Below are 18653 nucleotides of genomic sequence, written 5' to 3'. Positions count from 1 at the left end.
CGCAGCAGTTGTCGAATCGCGAGGGACTGCCGATACTTGCCCAGGGACCACACACCCTAGGATGCATACTAGCAGTCGACGGAACCACGTCCATTTATCACAGGTTGTATTTTCAGGTTCCGGGTTGGTCCGTATGCCTGCGGCACCACCGTGAGACTTGACCGCGGAACTTCGTCCGTCCAATTCAAGAGGCTGCGAACCGCCGCCCGGCGGCGTTCGCACAGGCATTGATTGCAAGAACCGGTATCCTGACAACCGGAGTATTGCATGCAGGCATTGAATTTCCAACGCGCCCCGGCCCTTCCGACCGGCGGCCCGCGCCGCGCCGAGCGGCGGCTTCGGGAATGCGGCCCCCCCCCCGCATTCCGGAGGCGAGAGACGAAAGAAGCGGCACCCGCATGAACCTCGTGATCGTCGAGTCTCCCGCCAAGGCCAAGACCATCAACAAATACCTCGGCAAGGATTTCGAAGTCCTCGCCTCCTACGGCCACGTCCGCGATTTGCCCGCCAAGGACGGTTCGGTCCGCCCGGACGAAGACTTCGCCATGGACTGGGAGGTCGACGGCCGCGGCGGCAAGCGCCTCGCCGAGATCGCCAGCGCCATGAAGGGCGCCTCCAAACTGATCCTGGCGACCGACCCGGATCGCGAGGGCGAGGCGATCTCCTGGCACGTGCTGCAGGTGCTGCGCGAGAAGAAGGCGCTGAAGGGCCAGCCGGTCGAGCGCGTCGTGTTCAACGCGATCACCAAGCAGTCCGTGCTCGAGGCGATGAAGAACCCGCGGGCGATCGACGAGAGCCTCGTCGACGCCTATCTCGCCCGCCGCGCACTCGACTATCTCGTCGGCTTCACGCTGTCGCCGGTGCTCTGGCGCAAGCTGCCGGGCGCCCGTTCGGCCGGCCGTGTCCAGTCGGTCGCGCTGCGCCTGATCTGCGACCGCGAGCACGAGATCGAGACCTTCGTCAGTCAGGAATACTGGTCGATCATCGCGCGTCTGGCCACGGCCAAGCAGGACGAGTTCGACGCCCGCGTCGTCGGCTTCGAGGGCCGCAAGCTCGGCCGTCTCGACCTGAACAACGGCGGCGAGGCGACCCGCATCAAGGAGATGCTGGAGCGCGCCAGCTTCAAGGTCGCCTCGATCGAGTCGAAGCCGGTACGCCGCAATCCGTGGCCGCCGTTCACGACCTCGACGCTGCAGCAGGCGGCGAGCTACGCGCTCGGCTTCTCGGCGAGCCGGACCATGCAGCTCGCCCAGCGCCTCTACGAGGGCGTCGAGCTCGGCGGCGAGACCGTCGGCCTGATCACCTACATGCGTACCGACGGCGTGCAGATCGCGCCCGAGGCGGTCCCGCAGATCCGCCAGGTGATCGGCCAGGACTTCGGCGACCGCTACGTGCCGGAGAAGCCGCGCCACTACGAAACCAAGGCCAAGAACGCGCAGGAGGCCCACGAGGCGATCCGCCCGACCGACCTGACCCGCCGGCCGAAGGACGTCGCCCGCTTCCTCGAGCCCGATCAGGCCAGGCTCTACGAGCTGATCTGGAAGCGCACGGTGGCGAGCCAGATGGAGGCGGCCGTGCTCGAGCGCACCACCGCCGAGATCGTCGCCACCAGCGGCGCCGAGCGCTGCGACCTGCGCGCCACCGGCTCGGTCGTGCGCTTCGACGGCTTCCTCGCGCTCTATTCCGAAGGCCGCGACGACGAGGAGGACGAGGAGAACCGCCGTCTGCCCGCCATGACGGCCGAAGAGGCCCTCGCCCGCCGCCGCATCACCGCCGACCAGCACTTCACCGAGCCGCCGCCGCGCTACACCGAGGCGACGCTGGTCAAGAAGATGGAAGAGCTCGGCATCGGCCGGCCGTCGACCTATGCCGCGACGCTGCAGGTGCTGCGCGATCGCGAATACGTCGTGCTCGACAAGCGCCGCCTGCTGCCGCAGGACAAGGGCCGCCTGGTCATCGCCTTCCTGGAGAGCTTCTTCCGCCGCTACGTCGAATACGACTTCACGGCCGATCTGGAAGAGAGCCTCGACAAGATCTCCAACGCCGAACTGTCCTGGAAGGAGGTGCTGCGCGCCTTCTGGCAGAACTTCTCGGCCTCGGTCGAGGAGATCAAGGAGCTGCGCGTCTCCGACGTGCTCGAGGCGATCAACGAGCTGCTCGGTCCGCACATCTTCCCGGCGCGTGCCGACGGCGGCGATCCGCGCGTCTGCCCGACTTGCGGCACCGGCCGCCTGTCGCTGAAGCTCGGCAAGTTCGGCTCGTTCATCGGCTGCTCGAACTATCCCGAGTGCCGCTACACCCGCCAGCTGCAGGCCTCCGGCGACGACGAGAACGCCGACGGCACCGGCGGCGACGGCACCAAGGTGCTCGGCGTCGACCCGGCCTCCGGCCTGCAGGTGACGCTGCGCGCCGGCCGGTTCGGGCCTTACGTCCAGCTCGGCGAAGGCGACAAGCCGAAGCGCTCCAGCCTGCCGAAAGGCTGGGAGCCGGCCTCGATCGATCTCGAGAAGGCGCTGAAACTGCTCAATCTGCCGCGCGAAGTGGGTGTGCACCCCGAGAGCGGCAAGCCGATCACCGCCGGCATAGGCCGCTACGGACCCTTCGTCGCCCATGACGGCACCTACGCCAATCTGGCCGGCATCGAAGAGGTGTTCGAGGTCGGGCTCAATCGCGCGGTCAGCCTGATCGCCGAGAAGCAGGCCGGCGGCCGTGGTCGCGGCGCGCCGGCCGCGCTGAAGGATCTCGGCGCCCATCCGAACGGCGGCGGCGCGGTCACGGTCCGCGACGGCCGCTACGGCCCTTACGTCAACCACGGCAAGATCAACGCAACCCTGCCGAAGGGCACCGACCCGCAGTCGGTGACCATGGATCTGGCCGTCAAGCTCCTGGCCGAGCGCGCCGAAAGGCCCCCGCCTCCGCCAAGCGCGGCGGCGCCCGCGCGGCCGCCAAGCCGAAGACCGCCAAGGCGACCGAGGCCGACGACGGCGAAACCAAGGCTCCGGCGAAAAAGACCGCGACCAAGGCGACGGCTGCCAAGAAGGCTGCTCCGAAGGCAAAGGCGGCACCGAAGGCCAAGGCGGCCAAGGAATGAGCGCAGCCGCGCCCCCGCGCGGCTGCTCCACCCCGGGGACACGCGACAGCGGACCCGTCTGGCGTTATGGTCGGGCTTGACGAAAAACAGGACGCCCGATCTTGCCACGCAGCCCGAAGTCTCCGCCTTCCGCCACCCCGCGCGTTCCCGGCCAGTTGCCGACCAAGGAACAGGTGCTCGCCTTCATTGCCGAGCACCCCGGCGAGGCGGGCAAGCGCGAACTGGCGCGCGCCTTCGGCATCAAGGGCGCGGCCAAGGTCGCGTTGAAGCGGCTGCTGAAGGAGCTCCAGGGCGAAGGCATCCTCGAGACACGCCGCAAGCGGCTGATCCGGGCCGGCGAACTGCCGGAAGTCTTCGTCTGCGACGTCACCGGCCGCGACGCCGACGGCGATCTGCTGGCGACCCCCGATGAATGGGACGAGGAGGAGCACGGCCCCGCCCCGACCGTGCTGATCGTCGACGATCGCGAGCGTCGCCGCCACGGCACGCCGACCGCCGGCGTCGGCGACCGCTTGCTGGTCCGCCGCACCGAACGCGGCGCCGATCTGCCCGAGGGCGTCGGCTACGCGGTGCGCATCATCCGCGTGCTCGACAAGAAGCCGGCCGCCGCCCTCGGCATCGTGCGTCTGGCGCCCGGCGGCGCCCGCATCGTGCCGGTCGACAAGAAATCGAAGGAACTGGTCGTCGGCGAGGCGGACCTGAAGGACGCTCGCGAGGGCGACCTGGTCGCGCTCGACGTCGTCTCGTCGAGCCGCCTCGGCCTGCCGCGCGCCCGGGTGCGCGAGGTGATCGGCCCGATGGCCTCGGAGAAGGCCGTCAGCGAGATCGCGCTGCACACCCACAACATCCCGCACGTCTTCCCCGTCTCGGTCATGGCCGAGGCGGAGGCGGCCGAGGCCGCGACGATGAAGAACCGCGAGGACTGGCGCGACCTCGCCCTTGTCACGATCGATCCGCCGGACGCCAAGGACCACGACGACGCCGTCCACGCCGAGCCCGACACGAGCCCGGACAATCCCGGCGGCTTCATCGTGACGGTCGCGATCGCCGACGTCGCGGCTTACGTGCGCCCCGGTTCCGCGCTCGACCGCGAGGCGCTGCATCGCGGCAACTCGGTCTATTTCCCCGATCGCGTCGTGCCGATGCTGCCCGAGCGGATCTCCAACAATCTCTGCTCGCTGAAGGAAAAGGTCGATCGCCCGGCCATGGCCGTACGCATGATCTTCGCGGCCGACGGCCGCAAGAAGGACCACACGTTCCACCGCATCATGATGCGCTCGGCCGCCAAGCTCTCCTACCAGCAGGCCCAGGCCGCCATCGACGGCCGCACCGACGACAAGACCGAGACGCTGCTGAAGGGCGTGCTGAGGCCGCTCTGGGCCGCCTACGCCGCGCTGAAGCGCGGCCGCGACGCCCGCGAGCCGCTGGACCTCGACCTGCCCGAGCGCAAGATCCTGCTGAAATCCGATGGCACGGTCGACCGCGTGATCGTCCCAGAACGCCTCGATGCTCACAAGCTGATCGAGGAATTCATGATCCAGGCCAACGTCGCCGCCGCCGAAACGCTGGAGAAGTTCCGCACGCCGCTGCTCTATCGCATCCATGATGCGCCGAGCCCGGAGAAGCTCGAGGCGCTGAAGGACTTCCTCGCCACGATCGACATGAAGATCGGCGCCAAGGGCGGCATCAAGCCGGCGAACTTCAACGCCATCCTCGCCCGGGTCGCCGAGACCCCGCGCGCGGGCCTCGTCAACGAGGTGGTGCTGCGCTCGCAGGCGCAGGCCGAGTACAACCCGGTCAACATCGGCCATTTCGGCCTGCACCTGAAGCGCTACGCCCATTTCACCTCGCCGATCCGCCGCTATGCCGACCTGATCGTGCATCGTGCGCTGATCCGGGCGCTGCGGCTCGGCAACGACGGCCTGCCGGAAGCGCTCGACGAGAAGCTGGAAGGCATCGGCGCGGAGATCTCCGCCGCCGAGCGCCGCGCCATGGCGGCCGAGCGCGAGACGATCGACCGGCTGATCGCCCGCTGGCTGATGGACCGGATCGGCGCGGAGTTCCGCGGCCGCATCGCCGGCGTCACCAAGTCGGGCCTGTTCGTGCGCCTGAACGAAACCGGCGCCGACGGTTTTATTCCGGCCTCGACCATCGGCGACGACTACTATGTCTTCGACGAGGTCTCCCATGCGCTGGTCGGCAGCCGCACCGGCGAGACCTACCGGCTCGGCGATGCCGTTGAAGTGCGGCTCGTCGAGGCACAACCCTTCGCCGGGGCTTTGCGCTTCGAGATGCTGTCGGAGGGCGCCTTCGAGAAGCCGGCCAACCAGCGCCGCGACCTCGGCTTCGGCCGCGGCGGCGCGACCGGTCGCGGCGGCGGTCGCGGCCGCGGACCGACCCGGCCCAAGGGCGGCGGCGGCTCGGCCGGCAAGCGCGGCACCCCGTCGCGTGCCGGATCGGGCGCAAAACGCGGTAGAGGTTGATCGTGCGCGCCGAACCGCCATCTTTGAGGCAGGACGACACCCGGACGGAACCAGGGTGCATTCCGGCCAAATCCTAAGCGTGCGCAAGGCGGCCGCGCCGATCCAGCCGGGTCGGGCGCGCGGTGTGCCATCCGCCGCTTTCATCCCCGAGGAGGGACGCATGGACGTGATCTACGGTGAAGGCGGCACGGCGGGCGGCGGCGACATCCCGCTGCCCAAGCGCGACGTCTGGACGGCGCTGAAGCACGGCTTCCGCTGCCGCTGCCCCAAGTGCGGCGAAGGCGCGCTGTTCGACGGCTACACGACCGTGAAGCCCTATTGCGACGCCTGTCACGAGCCGCTCTACCACCACCGCGCCGACGATTTCCCGCCCTACCTGACCATCATGGTCGTCGGCCACATCATCGTGCCGGCGATGCTGCTGGTCGAACAGGCCTGGCACCCGGAGATGTGGATCCACTGGATCCTCTGGCTGCCGCTGACCCTCGCCCTGACGCTGGTTCTGCTCCGGCCGATCAAGGGCGCGGTCGTGGCGCTGCAATGGGCGCTCTACATGCACGGCTTCGACCCGAACGCCGGCGAGGCCGCGCCCGAGCCCGAGCCGAAGCCGGCGGCGGCCGTGCGCACGGTCGGCTGATTCGGGATATCAAGAAACACCCACAACAATAAGAGAAGACGAAGGAAACGCCGATGACCGATACCACCGACGCGCCCGCTTCCGGATCCAATGCTCAGGCGCTCGACGAGCGTCTGAAGCGCCTCAATGCGGTCGAGCGCGACAAGGTGGCGGTCAATCTGCGTCCCAAGGACGCCGCGACGCTGCTGATCCTCGATCGCGTCGCCGGCGGCGAGCTGCGCGTGCTGATGGGCCGCCGGCACATGCGCCACAAGTTCTTCCCCGGCGCCTATGTGTTCCCCGGCGGCCGCGTAGACCGCGGCGACAGTTTTGTACCCGTGGCCGAGGACTATCATCCGGACGTGCTGGCCAAGGTCTCGCACGCGATGAAGGGGCCGAAGACGACCTCGCGCGCCCGCGCCTTCGCGGTCGCGGCGATCCGCGAGACTTATGAGGAAGCCGGCGTCTTCGTCGGCACCAAGGGCGCCGCCGCCGATCCGCGGCTCGGTGGCGAGTTCGCCGCCTTCGTCGAGCGCGGCGTCGCGCCGAGCCTGGCGCCGTTCCGACTGGTCGCGCGCGCCATCACCCCGCCGAAGCGGCCGCGCCGCTTCGACACCCGCTTCTTCGCCGTCTTCGCCGACGCGATCGCCGAGACGCTGCCCGAGGGCACCGGCCCGTCGGGCGAGCTCGAAGACGTCGCCTGGGTGACCTTCGACGAGGCCAAGGCCAAGTCGCAACTGCCGCCGATCACGCATACGATCATGGACGAATTGGTCGCCCGCCTCGCCCGCGACCCGAAGCTCGCGCCCCAGACGCCGGTCCCGTTCTATCAGTGGGTCGGCAACGGCTTTCGCCGCGCCGAGGTCTGAGCGGCGGAAATCGGGCTTCGACATGACTTTCGGGGTGTTGATCGCCCGAAAAGTCGCGTCTGATACCCTCCGCATGGCCGAAATGCACCATTCGCACCCGGCTGCCGGTGACATTTGCCTGTCACCGGCCTAGATCATGCCTCCCCTCGCCGCGCCCCACCGGGCGGCCCGGCGGCACTCGACGTGACCTCGACCGGTGCAGATCCGCCGGGCGATCGCGGCGGAGGATCGCAGCGGCAGGGGGTGATGGAGATGATCATGACCGGCGTTTCGGCAACCAAGACGGCAGGCTCGACTGCCGACGGCAGGCTCGACCGCGCCCAGGCCGTGATCCTCGGCGCGATGATCGCGACCGTCGCCACCGTCGGCACCGGCGTCAGCCTGGGCATGCCGCTGCTCGCGCTCGTGCTGGAAGCCCGCGGCATCGACGCGACCTGGATCGGCATCAACACCGCCTTCGGCGGCCTCGCCTCGATCGTGGTGACGCCGCTCGTCGCCCCGCTCGCGCGCCGGATCGGCACCGGCCGGCTGCTCATCGCCTCGCTGGCGCTGACGCCGGCGACCTTCCTCGCCTTCTATTTCGCCGAGGCGTTCTGGCTCTGGTTCCCGCTGCGCATCCTGCTCGGCTTCGGGCTGACCGCGAGCTTCGTCCTGTCCGAATTCGGCCTCAACTCGCTGTCGCCGGCGCATCGGCGCGGCGCGATCATGGGCATCTACGCGACCGTGCTTTCGATCGGCCTCGGCGTCGGTCCTATCATCCTGGCCTCGGTCGGCGCACACGGCTTCGCGCCCTTCGCGGTCGGCACCCTCGTGCTCGCGCTCGGTATCCTGCCGGCGCTGGTGGTGCTGAACGCCATCCCCGTGCTGGAGGAAGCGCCGCAGCGCTCGGTGATCGGCTTCGTGGTCGGTGCGCCGGTCGCGACGCTGGCCGCCTTCTCGTTCGGCGCGGTCGAATCGGGTGGCATGACCATCCTGCCGGTCTATGGTCTGCGGCTCGGCTTTGACGAGACCACCGCAGCACTCCTGGTGACCGCGGTCGCCTTCGGCAACGTGCTGTTCCAGATCCCGATCGGCCTCCTGTCCGACCGGATCGACCGGCGCAAGATCCTCGCCGCCTGCGCCGCCGTCGGCGTGCTCGGCGCGGCCGCGATCCCGACCGTCGCCGGATCGCCGTGGCTGCTGATCGCGGTGCTGTTCGTCTGGGGCGGCGTCACGGCCGGGCTCTACACCGTCGGCCTGATCCACCTCGGCGCGCGCTATTCCGGCGCCGATCTGGCCTCGGCCAACGCCGCCTTCGTCATGATGTACGCGGTCGGCATCCTGATCGGCCCGCCCTCGATCGGCGCCGGCCTCGACCTCTGGCGCCCGCACGGCGCGGCGGTGGTCATGGCGGCGCTGTTCGGCCTCTATCTCGCGGTCGTGGCGGGCGATCTCGTCCGCCGGCGCCGCTGAGCGAAAATGCCGGGCCGCCGGCGCGCCGACCGCCCGGTCGAGCGCGTCGTCGACCTTGACTTTCGCGCCGCGATCCGCGAGAAGATCGCCGACGAACGCACGCTCATCCGGCCCGCGGCACACCGCGGGTCGTTCTGTTGATGGCGGGCGCCAGAATCACCAGACCCATCCCGAGGCGCAGCGACGCCGACGGACACCGGAGGCCGCCGCGAGGCTCGACCCTTCGGGCGCATTTGAGGAACGAAGACGATGGCCAAGGCGACCACCATCAAGATCAAGCTCGTGTCGACCGCCGACACCGGTTACTTCTACGTGACCAAGAAGAACTCGCGCACCATGACCGAGAAGCTCTCGGTCAAGAAGTACGATCCCGTCGCGCGCAAGCACGTCGAGTTCAAGGAAGCCAAGATCAAGTGATTTTGGCCCGGCCGGTCACGGCCGACCTCGGAACGCAAAAGCCCCGGTCCTCCGGGGCTTTTTTATTGGCCTCCAGCCCGATCCGCGACGCCGTTCAGGCCGAGCGCGCAAGCCGGAACGAGAATCGCGCCCCGTGCGCGGTCGGCTCGCAGACGAGCTCGCCGCCGTGCTGGCGGACGATCAGGTAGGAGATCCAGAGGCCGAGCCCGGTCCCCTCGCCCACCGTCTTAGTGGTGAAGAACGGCTCGAAGATCTTGTCGGCATGGCGCGGATCGATACCCGGCCCGTTGTCGACGATCGCGATCTCGACCGTGTCGTCCAGCAGGGCCACGCGCACGTCGACCGCCGGCTCGGCGACGCCCTTGACCGCGTCGAGCGCGTTCTCGACCAGATTGACCAGCACCTGGTGCAGCTCGCCTTCCTGGCCCTCGACGATCGCCTCCTCCGGCGCCTCGACCGTGACGCGCGCCGCGCCGCCGCGCGCCTTGGCGGCCCAATGCGCGGCGTTGCGCACCACCCGCGCGATATCGACCGCCGCATGTTCGCCCGGCCGGCTGAACGACAGCCGGCGCAGGTTGCGGACGATCTCCGAGACGCGGCCGGCGCCTTCGAGCGTACCGTCGATCAGCGACGGCAGATCCTCGACCATGGCGTCGATCCGGTGCTGTCGGCGCAGTTCGGCCGGATCGCCACCGCGTGCCAGATCGTCGAGAAAGCGCGTCAGCCGCTGCCGATAGCGGTCGAGCGCATGGATGTTGCCGCAGACGAAGCTGATCGGGTTGTTGAGCTCGTGCGCCACGCCGGCGACCAGGCGGCCGAGGCTCGCCATCTTCTCCTGCTCGACCAGCTTGCGCTGCGCCCGTTGCAGGTCGGTGTGCGCCCGGTGCAGGGCCTCGTAGGCGCGCCGGAGCTCGCCGACCGGGCGTCCCGTCACCACGGCGCCGGCGCGCCGGCCGGCATGGTCGAGCCGCGGCGATGCAGCGACCGCGAACAGGTCCGTGGACGTCCCGTCCGCCGCGACGAAGCTCAGCTCGAAATCGCCCGATCGACCGGCGGCCAGTGCCGCGCCGCTCGGCCGATCCGCCCCGGCCAGCCGCTCGGCGAGCGAGGTACCGACCAGCGCCGGCTCGGTCGCGCCGACCAGCCGTTCGAATGCCGGATTGACCTGCAGGATGCGGCCGTCCCCATCGACGACGATCAGAATGTCCGAGATCGAGGCGATCACGCCGGAAATGAACGCCTGCGCCTCTTCGAGCTCGGCGTTCTTGGCTTCGAGATCGGTCTCGTAGCGCAGGAGATCGGAATAGACCTCCTCCATGCGGCCGATGACGTCGATCCACATCGCCTCGCGCTCGCCGTCGAGTTCGGCGAGCCGGTCGACCGGCAGCGCCAGCCGCAACGGATCGGCGAAACGCGCATCGCCACGCGCGGGTCCGTCCGACGGATCCGGCGCGGCAGCGGTGCGGCGATCGCTTCGGTCAGTCGTCATCCACCCAATCCCGGCGCAGCTCGTAGCGCTCCATCTTGGCCCGCAAGCCGACCCGCGACAGCCCCAGCTCCTCCGCCGCCCGCGAGATGTTGCCACTGGTCCGGCGCAGCGTCTCGTCGATCGCGGCCCGTTCGAGAGCCTCGACGCGGTCCTTCAGCGTGCCGCCGGCCGGCGCGGCCGAGGGCGGCGCCCCTGCCACCGGCGACAGGCCGCGCACGAGCGGCGACAAGAGCTCGAGCCCGAGCAGCCCGTCGTCGTCGGAGAGCGCCACCATGCGCTGGATCTCGTTGGCGAGTTCGCGCACGTTGCCCGGCCATGGATAGGCCGCCATGGCCGCCAGCGTTTCGGCCCGAAAGCCCGCAACGCGGCGATCGAAGGCGCGATTGACCTCGCCGAGCAGCCGCTCGGCGATCAGCGGCAGGTCGATCGGCCGATCCTTGAGATCCGGCAGATGCACGGGGAACGCCGCGAGCCGGTAATAGAGGTCGCGCCGGAACCGGCCGGCCGCGACCTCGCCGAGCAGGTCGCGGTTGGTCGCCGAGATGACGCGCACGTCGACCCGCCGCGGCCGCTGCGCCCCGAGCGGCCGGATCTCGCCCTCCTGCAAAACGCGCAACAGCTTGACCTGGAACGACGGCGATGTCTCGCCGATCTCGTCGAGGAAGATCGTGCCGCCGTCGGCCAGTTCGAACAGGCCGATCCGGTCCTGATAGGCGCCGGTGAAGGCGCCCTTCTTGCAGCCGAACAGCTCGCTCTCGAGCAGTTCGTCCGGCAGCGCGCCGCAGTTCTCGACCACGAACGGCTTGTCGGCGCGATGCGAGCCGTAATGGATCGCGCGCGCGAGCAGTTCCTTGCCGGTGCCCGAGCCGCCGGTGATCAGCACCGAGATGTCGTAGTCGGTCGCTCGCCGGGCGAGCGAGATGACATCGGCAACCGGGCTCGACGGCGCATGCACGATGCGCTCGAACTCGTAGCGGCCGCGCTCGATGCGCCGCTTCTCGACCACCCGGCTGTGCAGATTGGCCGGCGTCGGCTTGGTGTCGGCCGCGGCGCCCCCCGCCTCGCGCTGGAGCCGGAACAGCTGCGCGGCCTCGCGCACGCGCTCGATCAGCCCGTCCGGATCCCACGGCTTGGTGATGTACTGGTAGATCCCGGCCTCGTTGACCGCGGTGATGATGTCCTCGCTCTCGGTATAGCCCGAGATGATCATCCGCACCGGATCCGGCCAGGTGTCGCGCACCCGGCGTAGGAACGAGACGCCGGTCTCGCCCGGCATGCGGTGATCGCACAGGATCACCTGCACCATCTCGCCCGCGAGCACGGTCTCCGCTTCGCTCGCCGAGCGCGCGCCGATGACCGCGAACTCGTCGCCGAGCACGCGCCGGAGCGTTTCGAGCGAGCGCACCTCGTCGTCGACGACGAGGACGGTCGGATGTTCGGTCACGCTGCCTCCCGCCGCTCTCCCCGGAGCGCGCGCGATCCCGGAGGAACATCGCGCGCGGAAGCCGAAGAGTGGGTCATTCCGATCGGCGAAACGGACGCGATGGTCCGTTCCTGCCGAAGCTTTAGCAGATCCGCGGCAACTGTTCGCCCGACAGCCAGTCGACGATGCGCCCGCCGCCGAAGCCGGTGGTCATCTGGACGAAGCGCTGGTCGTCCTCGACCGCCGTGCCGACGATCGCGGCCTCGGCCCCGAGCGGATGCGCGCGCATCGCCGCGAGCAGGGCCTCCGCCCCTCCGGCGCCACCACGGCGACGAGCTTGCCCTCGTTGGCGACGAACAGCGGATCGAGCCCGAGCAGTTCGCAGGCCGCCGCGACCTCCGGCTTGACCGGGATCGCCGCCTCCTCGATCCGGAACCCGACGCCCGACTGGTGCGCCAGTTCGTTGAGCGTCGCGGCCAGCCCGCCGCGGGTCGGATCGCGCATCAGCCTGAGATGCGGCCCGGCGGCCGCGACCATCGCCGCGACGAGGCCGTTCAGCGCCGCGCTGTCGGACAGGATCGCAGTCTCGAACTCGAGATTTTCCCGGCTCGACATGATCGCGACGCCATGATCGCCCATCGAGCCGGAGACCAGCACGACGTCGCCCGGCCGCGCGCGGTCGCCCGAGAGATCGAGCCCGTCCGGCACCACGCCGATGCCGGCGGTCGAGATGAACACGCCATCGGCCTTGCCGCGCTCGACCACCTTGGTGTCGCCGGTCACGATCGCGACCCCGGCCGCGCGCGCCGCCGCCCCCATCGAGTCGGCGATGCGCTTCAGATCGGCGAAGGGAAAGCCCTCCTCGATGATGAAGCTCGCCGAGAGATGGAGCGGCACCGCGCCGGCCATGGCGAGGTCGTTGACCGTGCCATGGACCGCGAGCGAGCCGATGTCGCCGCCGGGAAAGAACAGCGGCGACACGACATAGCCGTCGGTGGTCATCGCCATGCGGCCACCCTTCGGCGTCGGGAACACCGCCTGGTCGTTGCCCTGTTCGAGCAGGTCGCTCGCGAAGGCGTCGCGGAAGATGCCCGCGATCAGATCGGCCATGGCCCGGCCGCCCGAACCGTGGCTGAGGTCGACGCGGCCGTTCTTGAGATCGAGCTTGCGGCGATGCGCCTTGATCGGCGCCCGCGCGTTCATGACGCCCTCCGGAGCGGCGCCTTCTCGGCGCCTTTCTGGTGCTCGCGGAACCGGCCGTAGGTCCAGTGCGCCGCGCAGGCGCCCTCCGACGAGACCATGCAGGCGCCCATCGGCGTCTCCGGCGTGCAGGCGGTGCCGAACAGCCGGCAGTCGGCCGGCTTCTTTTGGCCGCGCAGAATCGGCCCGCATTCGCAGGCCGGATTGTCGGCGGCCGCGACGGTCTCGACCGCGAAGCGCTTCTCGGCATCATAGAAGGCGAAGGCATCGCGCAGTTTGAGCGCGCTTTTCGGCACAACGCCGAGGCCGCGCCACTCGAATTCGTCCCGCAGCTCGAAGACGTCTTCACACAGCGTCTGCGCCGTGACATTGCCGGCGCGGGTGACGGCGCGGATATACTGGTTCTCGACCTCGGCGCGCTGCTCGTTGACCTGCCGGATCAGCATCAGGATCGCCTGCATCACGTCGAGCGGCTCGAAACCGGCGATGACCACGGGCTTGCGATACTGTTCGGCGAACTCCCGATAGGGCTCCATGCCGATGATGGTCGAGACATGCGCCGGCCCGACGAAGCCTTCGATGGCGATCGGCGGCTCGCCCGGCGCGGCCGGCGTGTCGAGGATCGTGCGCATCGCGACCGGCGTCAGCACGTGGTTGCAGAAGATCGAGAAGTTCTCGAGCCCCTTCTCCATCGCGATCTTCAGCGCCACCGCCGTCGGCGGCGTCGTGGTCTCGAAGCCGATCGCGAAGAACACCACCTCGCGGTCCGGCTCCTTCTCGGCGATCTTCACCGCGTCGAGCGACGAATAGACCATGCGGATGTCCGCGCCGGCCGCCTTGGCCTTGAGCAGGCTCCCGCCCTTCGAGCTCGGCACGCGCATCAGGTCGCCGTAGGTCACGAGCGTGACCTCCGGACGGCGGGCGAGCCGGATCGCGTCGTCGATCCGGCCGACCGGCAGCACGCAGACCGGGCAACCGGGACCGTGGATCATGCGCACGTTCGCCGGCAGCAGATCCTCGATGCCATAGCGCGAGATCGCATGCGTGTGGCCGCCGCAGAACTCCATGAAGGCATAGGACCGGTCCGGCCGGACCTCGCGGGCGATCGCCTCGGCGATCTCGGCGGCACGCGCGCCGTCGCGATATTCGTCGACGTATTTCATGCCGCGACCTCCGCGTTCGAGTGACCCGTGCCGATCTCGGCGATCAGCGCGAGCGTGCGCTCGGCCTCCTCCGGATCGATCTTCGACAGCGCATGGCCGACATGGACGATCACGTAGTCGCCGGGGACGACGTCCGCGACCAGCGCGACCGAGATCGTCTTGACGACCCCGTCGAGGCTGATCTTGGCCTGGGCGTCCGGCAAGACCGCCGTCACCAGCGCCGGAATGGCGAGACACATGGCATTTCCCCCTCTTGTTATCCGTCCAGCCGGTCGGCCGTGTCCGACACCCCGGCCCGCTCCTGCATCGTCCTGCGCGTCATGGTCATGCCGATAGCGGCCTGTCCGAGCGACAGTCCGCCGTCGTTCGGCGGCAGGCGCCGGGCGAGCACGGGAATCAATCCGCGCCGGCCCAGCGCCTCGACGAGACCTTCCGCGAGCACGCGGTTCATCAGGCAGCCGCCGCCGAGGAGCACTCGATCGAGCCCGGCCGCAGCCGCGCCTGCCGCCGCCCAATCGGCCAAGCCCTCGATCAGCGTGCCATGGAACAGCGCCGCGCCAGCGCGCACATCCGGCCGCTCCGCGACGAGGCGACCGAGCAGCGGCCGGAACGACAGCACGCCGGCATCGATCGCAAAGCCGCCGTCGAGCGCGACCGGCCGCTCGACCAGCGCTTCCAGTTCCATCGCGGCCTGTCCCTCATAGGCCTGCGCATCGGCGACGCCGATGAGCGCCGCGGCCGCATCGAACAGGCGACCGAGCGAGGTCGTCGTGATCGTCTCGGCGCCGGCCGCGAGCCGCGAGGCCAAGGGACCGGCGAGCGGCCGGCCGGCGAAGAAGCGGCCCGCCTCCGCGCCGCGCCCGAGCGCGTGCAGGGCCGCGACGCCCATGCGCCAGGGCTCGCGCGCCGCACGATCGCCGCCCGGCAGCGCCAAGGGTTCCAGATGGCCGAGCCGGCGGAAATCCGCACCATCGACCAACAGCATCTCGCCGCCCCAGGCGCCGCCGTCGGCGCCGAGCCCATGGCCGTCGAGCGCGAGGCCGATCTGCGGGCCGGAGAGACCGTGCTCGGCCGCGATCGCCGCGACATGCGCCGCGTGGTGTTGCACGCGCAAGGTCGGCGCGCCGAAGGCCTCGGCCAGTTGCGACGAGCGATAGTCCGGGTGCAGATCGCAGATCACGCGCTCGGGCGTCACGCCGACGATCGCCGTCAGGTGCGCGATGGTCTCGCGCCAGAACCGCACCGTCTCGGCCGTGTCGAGATCGCCGACATGCTGCGAGACGAAGGCCTCGCGGCCGCGCGTCACCGTGACGGTCGCCTTCAGATGCGCGCCGAGCGCCAGCACCGACGGCCCGTCCTCGGCGAGTTCGATCGGCTCGGGGACATAGCCGCGCGCCCGGCGCAGGAAGGCCGGCGCGCCGGCGATCACCTGCACGACGCTGTCGTCGGCGCGGATCGCGATCGGCCGGTCATGGCCGACGATCAGGTCCGCGATGCCGCCGAGCCGGCGCGCCGCGTCCGCGTCGTCGACCACCAGCGGCTCGCCGCCGGGGTTAGCCGAGGTCGCGACCAGCGCGATCGGATTCGGGGCCTGAGCATCGTGGCCGGCGAGCGGCCCGTCGGCGAGCGCGGCGAACAGGAGATGATGGACCGGCGCATAGGCGAGCATGACGCCGATCCGCGTCAGCCGCGGCGCGACCGAGGCGGCGAGCGGATCGGCTTCCTCTCGGTTTTTCGCCATCACCACGATCGGCCGCGCATGGTCCGTCGCAAGCATGATCTCGGCCGCGGTCGCCTGCGCGACGAAGGGCACCGAGGCCGCATTGGCGACCATCACCGCGAAGGGTTTCGCGTCGCGCGCCTTGCGGCGACGAAGCTCGGCGACGGTCGCCTCGTTGGTGGCGTCGCAGACGAGATGAAAGCCGCCGATGCCCTTCAGCGCGACGATGCGGCCGGCCCGCACGGCCGCCGCGATCGTCGCGACATCGTGCGTCAGCCGCGGCCCGCAGGCGGGACAGGCGATCGGCTCGGCGTGGAACCGCCGGTTCGCCGGATCGGCGTAGTCGCGCGCACAAGCCGGGCACATCGGAAACCCGACCATCGACGTCTGCGGCCGGTCGTAAGGCAACCGCCGCGTGATCGTGTAGCGCGGGCCGCAATGGGTGCAATTGACGAAGGGATAGCCGAAGAACCGGCTCGCCGGATCGAACAATTCGTCGAGACAAGCCGCGCAGGTCGCCGCATCGGCCGGAATCCGTGTCGCGACCGGACCGTCGAGGCTTTCCAGGATCGCGAAACCGGCCGCCTCGCCCTCGCCCGCGACCTCGTCGATCGCCTCCACCGCGAGCCGGTCGATGCGCGCGAGCGGCGGCGCCTCGGCGCCGAGCCGCGCCAGAAACGCCGCGACGCGCGCGCCTTCGACCTCGATCGTGACGCCGTCGGCGCCGTTGCGCACGAAGCCGGCGAGGCCGCAGTCGGTCGCCAACCGGTGCACGAACGGCCGCATGCCGACGCCCTGCACGGCACCGCTGACCCGGACGCGCACGCGCCGGGTATCGGGGCCGATCGCGAAGGGCGCCGGCGCGGTCATCGGGTCACGCGCTCTTCGACCGGCCGCGCGCCGCAGCCGCCGCCGAGGCGGCCGCGGCCGCACGGGCCTCGATCCAGGCATAGAAGGCCGGCAGGCCCTCGCCGGTCTTGGCCGACACGGTCAGGATCTGGATGCGCGGGTTGACCTTGAGCGCCGCCGCCATGCAGGCGCCGAGGTCGAAGTCGAGATGCGGCAACAGATCGGCCTTGTTGATGAGCATGAGGTCGGCAGCCGCAAACATGTCCGGATACTTGGCCGGCTTGTCCTCGCCCTCGGTCACCGACAGCACGACCACCTTGTGCGCCTCGCCGAGATCGAAGGCGGCCGGGCAGACCAGATTGCCGACGTTCTCGATGAACAAGAGCCCGCCGCCGTCGATCGGCAGATCGTCGAGCGCGTGGCCGACCATATGCGCATCGAGATGGCAGCCCTTGCCGGTGTTGACCTGCACGGCCGGCACGCCGGTCTTGCGGATGCGCTCGGCGTCGTTGGAGGTCTGCTGGTCGCCCTCGACCACCGCGATCGGGAACGTCGCCTTCAGATCCTCGATCGTGCGGCAGAGCAGCGTGGTCTTGCCCGAGCCGGGGCTGGACACGAAGTTGAGCGCGAAGGTGCCGGTGGCGGCGAAAAGCGCGCGATTTTCGCGCGCATAGCCGTTGTTCTTCGACAGGATGTCGCGCTCGATGCGGACGATCCGTTCCTGACCCATGCCCGGCACGTGCACGCCCGCGATGCCGGCACCGCCGTCGACATGGCCGGGACGGACGACGAGACCGTCGTCGTCGTGACCATGATCGTGGTCGTGCGCGTGGTCGTGCCCATGATCGTGATCGTGAGCATGGTCATGCCCATGGTCATGATGATGATCGTGACCGTGGTGATGGTGGTGGCCCCGCCCCTCGCCGAGCGCCCGGCCTTCGATCGTCTCGGTGCCGCAGCCGCAAACCGTACACATCACTCCACCTCCAGTTCCTTGAGCCTCAATTCGTCGCCCGCCGTCATCTGCACCCGGTGCCGGCCGCAGTCCGGGCAGGCGCCGAAGCGTTCGGTGAGCGGCACCGTCTTGCCGCAGTCGAGACACCAGCCCGCGCCGGGCACGCGCACGATGTCGAGCCGCGCGCCCTCGACAATCGTGCCGCGCCCGACCGCCTCGAAGCAGAACAGCATCGCCTCCGGCTCGACATGGCCGAGCGCGCCGAGTTCGAGCACGACGGTGCGGACCTTCGAGAAGCCGCCCTTGCGCGCCTCCTCCTCAACGAGCCCGACCACGCTCTCGCAGAGCGACATCTCATGCATGGCGACCGTCCCGGATCGTGAGCGCGAAGGCGACGCAAGGGTCGAAGGCGGCGATGCGCGCCTCGATCGCCGCGGCGAGATCGCCGGCAGCCTCGGCGGCGATCGCATCGGTCCGCCGGCCGACCAGGCTGCGGACCAGCGGCCCGCCGGCCGCGAAATTCCATTCGGTCGGCGCCAGCACGCGCGCCTCGCCGAGCCGCCGCCCTCCCCGACGGCCAGCCGATAGTGCAATCGGCCCCGGGGCGTTTCCACTGCGGCGAAACCCGTAGCGTCACCGAGGCGCTCGGCCCGGATCCAGTCCTGTACCGTCGCCGCCGCGAGGTCCGACGCACCGCCGGCGAGGATGTCGATCGCCTCCCGGACCTCGGCCACCCGCGCGGCGCGCGCCGCGTCCCGGTCCGCGGCCGAGACCCCGGCCCGCGCCGCCGGCCCGGTCTCCGGCGCCCGCCCGCCGAGATGCGGCCGGGCCGCGAAGGCGAGATCGGTGCCGAGCGCCGCGATCACCGCGGCATCGTCGGTCGCCGTCAGCCGATCGACCGGCGCACCCGCCTCCGCGCTGTCGCC

At 70.0% G+C, this 18653-nt stretch carries 12 protein-coding genes and 2 pseudogenes; 6 read left to right on the top strand and 8 right to left on the bottom strand.

What is annotated here, in order from left to right:
* Window positions 1-398 precede the first annotated feature (398 nt).
* The 6 genes and pseudogenes from topA (at window position 399) to rpmG (ending at window position 8928) form a co-directional block, all read left to right on the top strand.
* A pseudogene (gene topA / locus ABS361_05095) lies at window positions 399-3091 on the top strand (type I DNA topoisomerase).
* A 173-nt stretch (window positions 3092-3264) separates the two neighbouring features.
* Window positions 3265-5574, top strand: coding sequence for a ribonuclease R (gene rnr, locus ABS361_05090; protein ID XBY46814.1), 2310 nt, complete (start codon window positions 3265-3267; stop codon window positions 5572-5574).
* Between the two features lie 160 nt (window positions 5575-5734).
* Window positions 5735-6211 carry a DUF983 domain-containing protein gene (locus ABS361_05085; protein XBY45651.1) on the top strand — a complete coding sequence of 159 codons (477 nt, stop codon included), beginning with the start codon at window positions 5735-5737 and terminating at the stop codon, window positions 6209-6211.
* Window positions 6212-6264: 53 nt separating this feature from the next.
* Window positions 6265-7059, top strand: coding sequence for an NUDIX hydrolase (locus ABS361_05080; protein XBY45650.1), 795 nt, complete (start codon window positions 6265-6267; stop codon window positions 7057-7059).
* 258 nt (window positions 7060-7317) lie between these two features.
* Window positions 7318-8511 (top strand): MFS transporter, encoded by a 1194-nt coding sequence (locus tag ABS361_05075; protein XBY45649.1) that lies wholly within the window; start codon window positions 7318-7320, stop codon window positions 8509-8511.
* A gap of 249 nt (window positions 8512-8760) precedes the next feature.
* The gene (gene rpmG / locus ABS361_05070; protein XBY45648.1) at window positions 8761-8928 is read left to right on the top strand and encodes a 50S ribosomal protein L33; all 168 of its coding nucleotides are present in this window, start codon (window positions 8761-8763) and stop codon (window positions 8926-8928) included.
* A gap of 94 nt (window positions 8929-9022) precedes the next feature.
* Here the strand turns inward: rpmG and ABS361_05065 are convergent, their stop codons facing one another.
* The 8 genes and pseudogenes from ABS361_05065 to hypA all read right to left on the bottom strand — a co-directional run bounded on the left by ABS361_05065 (window position 9023) and on the right by hypA (window position 18089).
* Window positions 9023-10417: an ATP-binding protein gene (locus ABS361_05065; GenBank protein ID XBY45647.1), complete on the bottom strand. Its 1395-nt coding sequence runs from the start codon at window positions 10415-10417 to the stop codon at window positions 9023-9025.
* A complete protein-coding gene (locus ABS361_05060; GenBank protein XBY45646.1) occupies window positions 10407-11861 on the bottom strand; it encodes a sigma-54 dependent transcriptional regulator in 1455 nt (484 codons plus the stop codon). The genes ABS361_05065 and ABS361_05060 overlap by 11 nt, the downstream gene beginning before the upstream one ends.
* A 121-nt stretch (window positions 11862-11982) precedes the next feature.
* Window positions 11983-13043 (bottom strand): annotated as a pseudogene (gene hypE / locus ABS361_05055) (hydrogenase expression/formation protein HypE).
* Entirely contained in the window at window positions 13040-14203 is a 1164-nt protein-coding gene (gene hypD / locus ABS361_05050; GenBank protein ID XBY45645.1) for a hydrogenase formation protein HypD, read from the bottom strand. The pseudogene hypE and the gene hypD overlap by 4 nt, the downstream one beginning before the upstream one ends.
* A complete protein-coding gene (locus ABS361_05045; GenBank protein XBY45644.1) occupies window positions 14200-14442 on the bottom strand; it encodes a HypC/HybG/HupF family hydrogenase formation chaperone in 243 nt (80 codons plus the stop codon). The genes hypD and ABS361_05045 overlap by 4 nt, the downstream gene beginning before the upstream one ends.
* 17 nt (window positions 14443-14459) lie before the next feature.
* Window positions 14460-16793 (bottom strand): carbamoyltransferase HypF, encoded by a 2334-nt coding sequence (gene hypF / locus ABS361_05040; protein XBY45643.1) that lies wholly within the window; start codon window positions 16791-16793, stop codon window positions 14460-14462.
* 4 nt (window positions 16794-16797) lie between these two features.
* A complete protein-coding gene (gene hypB / locus ABS361_05035; protein XBY45642.1) occupies window positions 16798-17748 on the bottom strand; it encodes a hydrogenase nickel incorporation protein HypB in 951 nt (316 codons plus the stop codon).
* Entirely contained in the window at window positions 17748-18089 is a 342-nt protein-coding gene (gene hypA, locus ABS361_05030; protein XBY46813.1) for a hydrogenase maturation nickel metallochaperone HypA, read from the bottom strand. The genes hypB and hypA overlap by 1 nt, the downstream gene beginning before the upstream one ends.
* Window positions 18090-18653: the final 564 nt, after the last annotated feature.

It is taken from the genome of Ancalomicrobiaceae bacterium S20 (assembly GCA_040269895.1).
Taxonomy (GTDB): domain Bacteria; phylum Pseudomonadota; class Alphaproteobacteria; order Rhizobiales; family Ancalomicrobiaceae; genus Methyloraptor; species Methyloraptor flagellatus.
The sequence above is the reverse complement of the archived record's forward strand: the minus strand, read 5'-3'. Positions and strand labels throughout refer to the sequence as shown.

Coding starts and splice junctions, on each gene's coding strand:
- ABS361_05085 (XBY45651.1), top strand. CDS start 5,735: ATGGACGTGATCTACGGTGAAGGCGGCACGGCGGGCGGCGGCGACATC.
- ABS361_05080 (XBY45650.1), top strand. CDS start 6,265: ATGACCGATACCACCGACGCGCCCGCTTCCGGATCCAATGCTCAGGCG.
- ABS361_05075 (XBY45649.1), top strand. CDS start 7,318: ATGACCGGCGTTTCGGCAACCAAGACGGCAGGCTCGACTGCCGACGGC.
- rpmG (XBY45648.1), top strand. CDS start 8,761: ATGGCCAAGGCGACCACCATCAAGATCAAGCTCGTGTCGACCGCCGAC.
- ABS361_05065 (XBY45647.1), bottom strand. CDS start 10,417: ATGACGACTGACCGAAGCGATCGCCGCACCGCTGCCGCGCCGGATCCG.
- hypD (XBY45645.1), bottom strand. CDS start 14,203: ATGAAATACGTCGACGAATATCGCGACGGCGCGCGTGCCGCCGAGATC.
- ABS361_05045 (XBY45644.1), bottom strand. CDS start 14,442: ATGTGTCTCGCCATTCCGGCGCTGGTGACGGCGGTCTTGCCGGACGCC.
- hypF (XBY45643.1), bottom strand. CDS start 16,793: ATGACCGCGCCGGCGCCCTTCGCGATCGGCCCCGATACCCGGCGCGTG.
- hypB (XBY45642.1), bottom strand. CDS start 17,748: ATGTGTACGGTTTGCGGCTGCGGCACCGAGACGATCGAAGGCCGGGCG.
- hypA (XBY46813.1), bottom strand. CDS start 18,089: ATGCATGAGATGTCGCTCTGCGAGAGCGTGGTCGGGCTCGTTGAGGAG.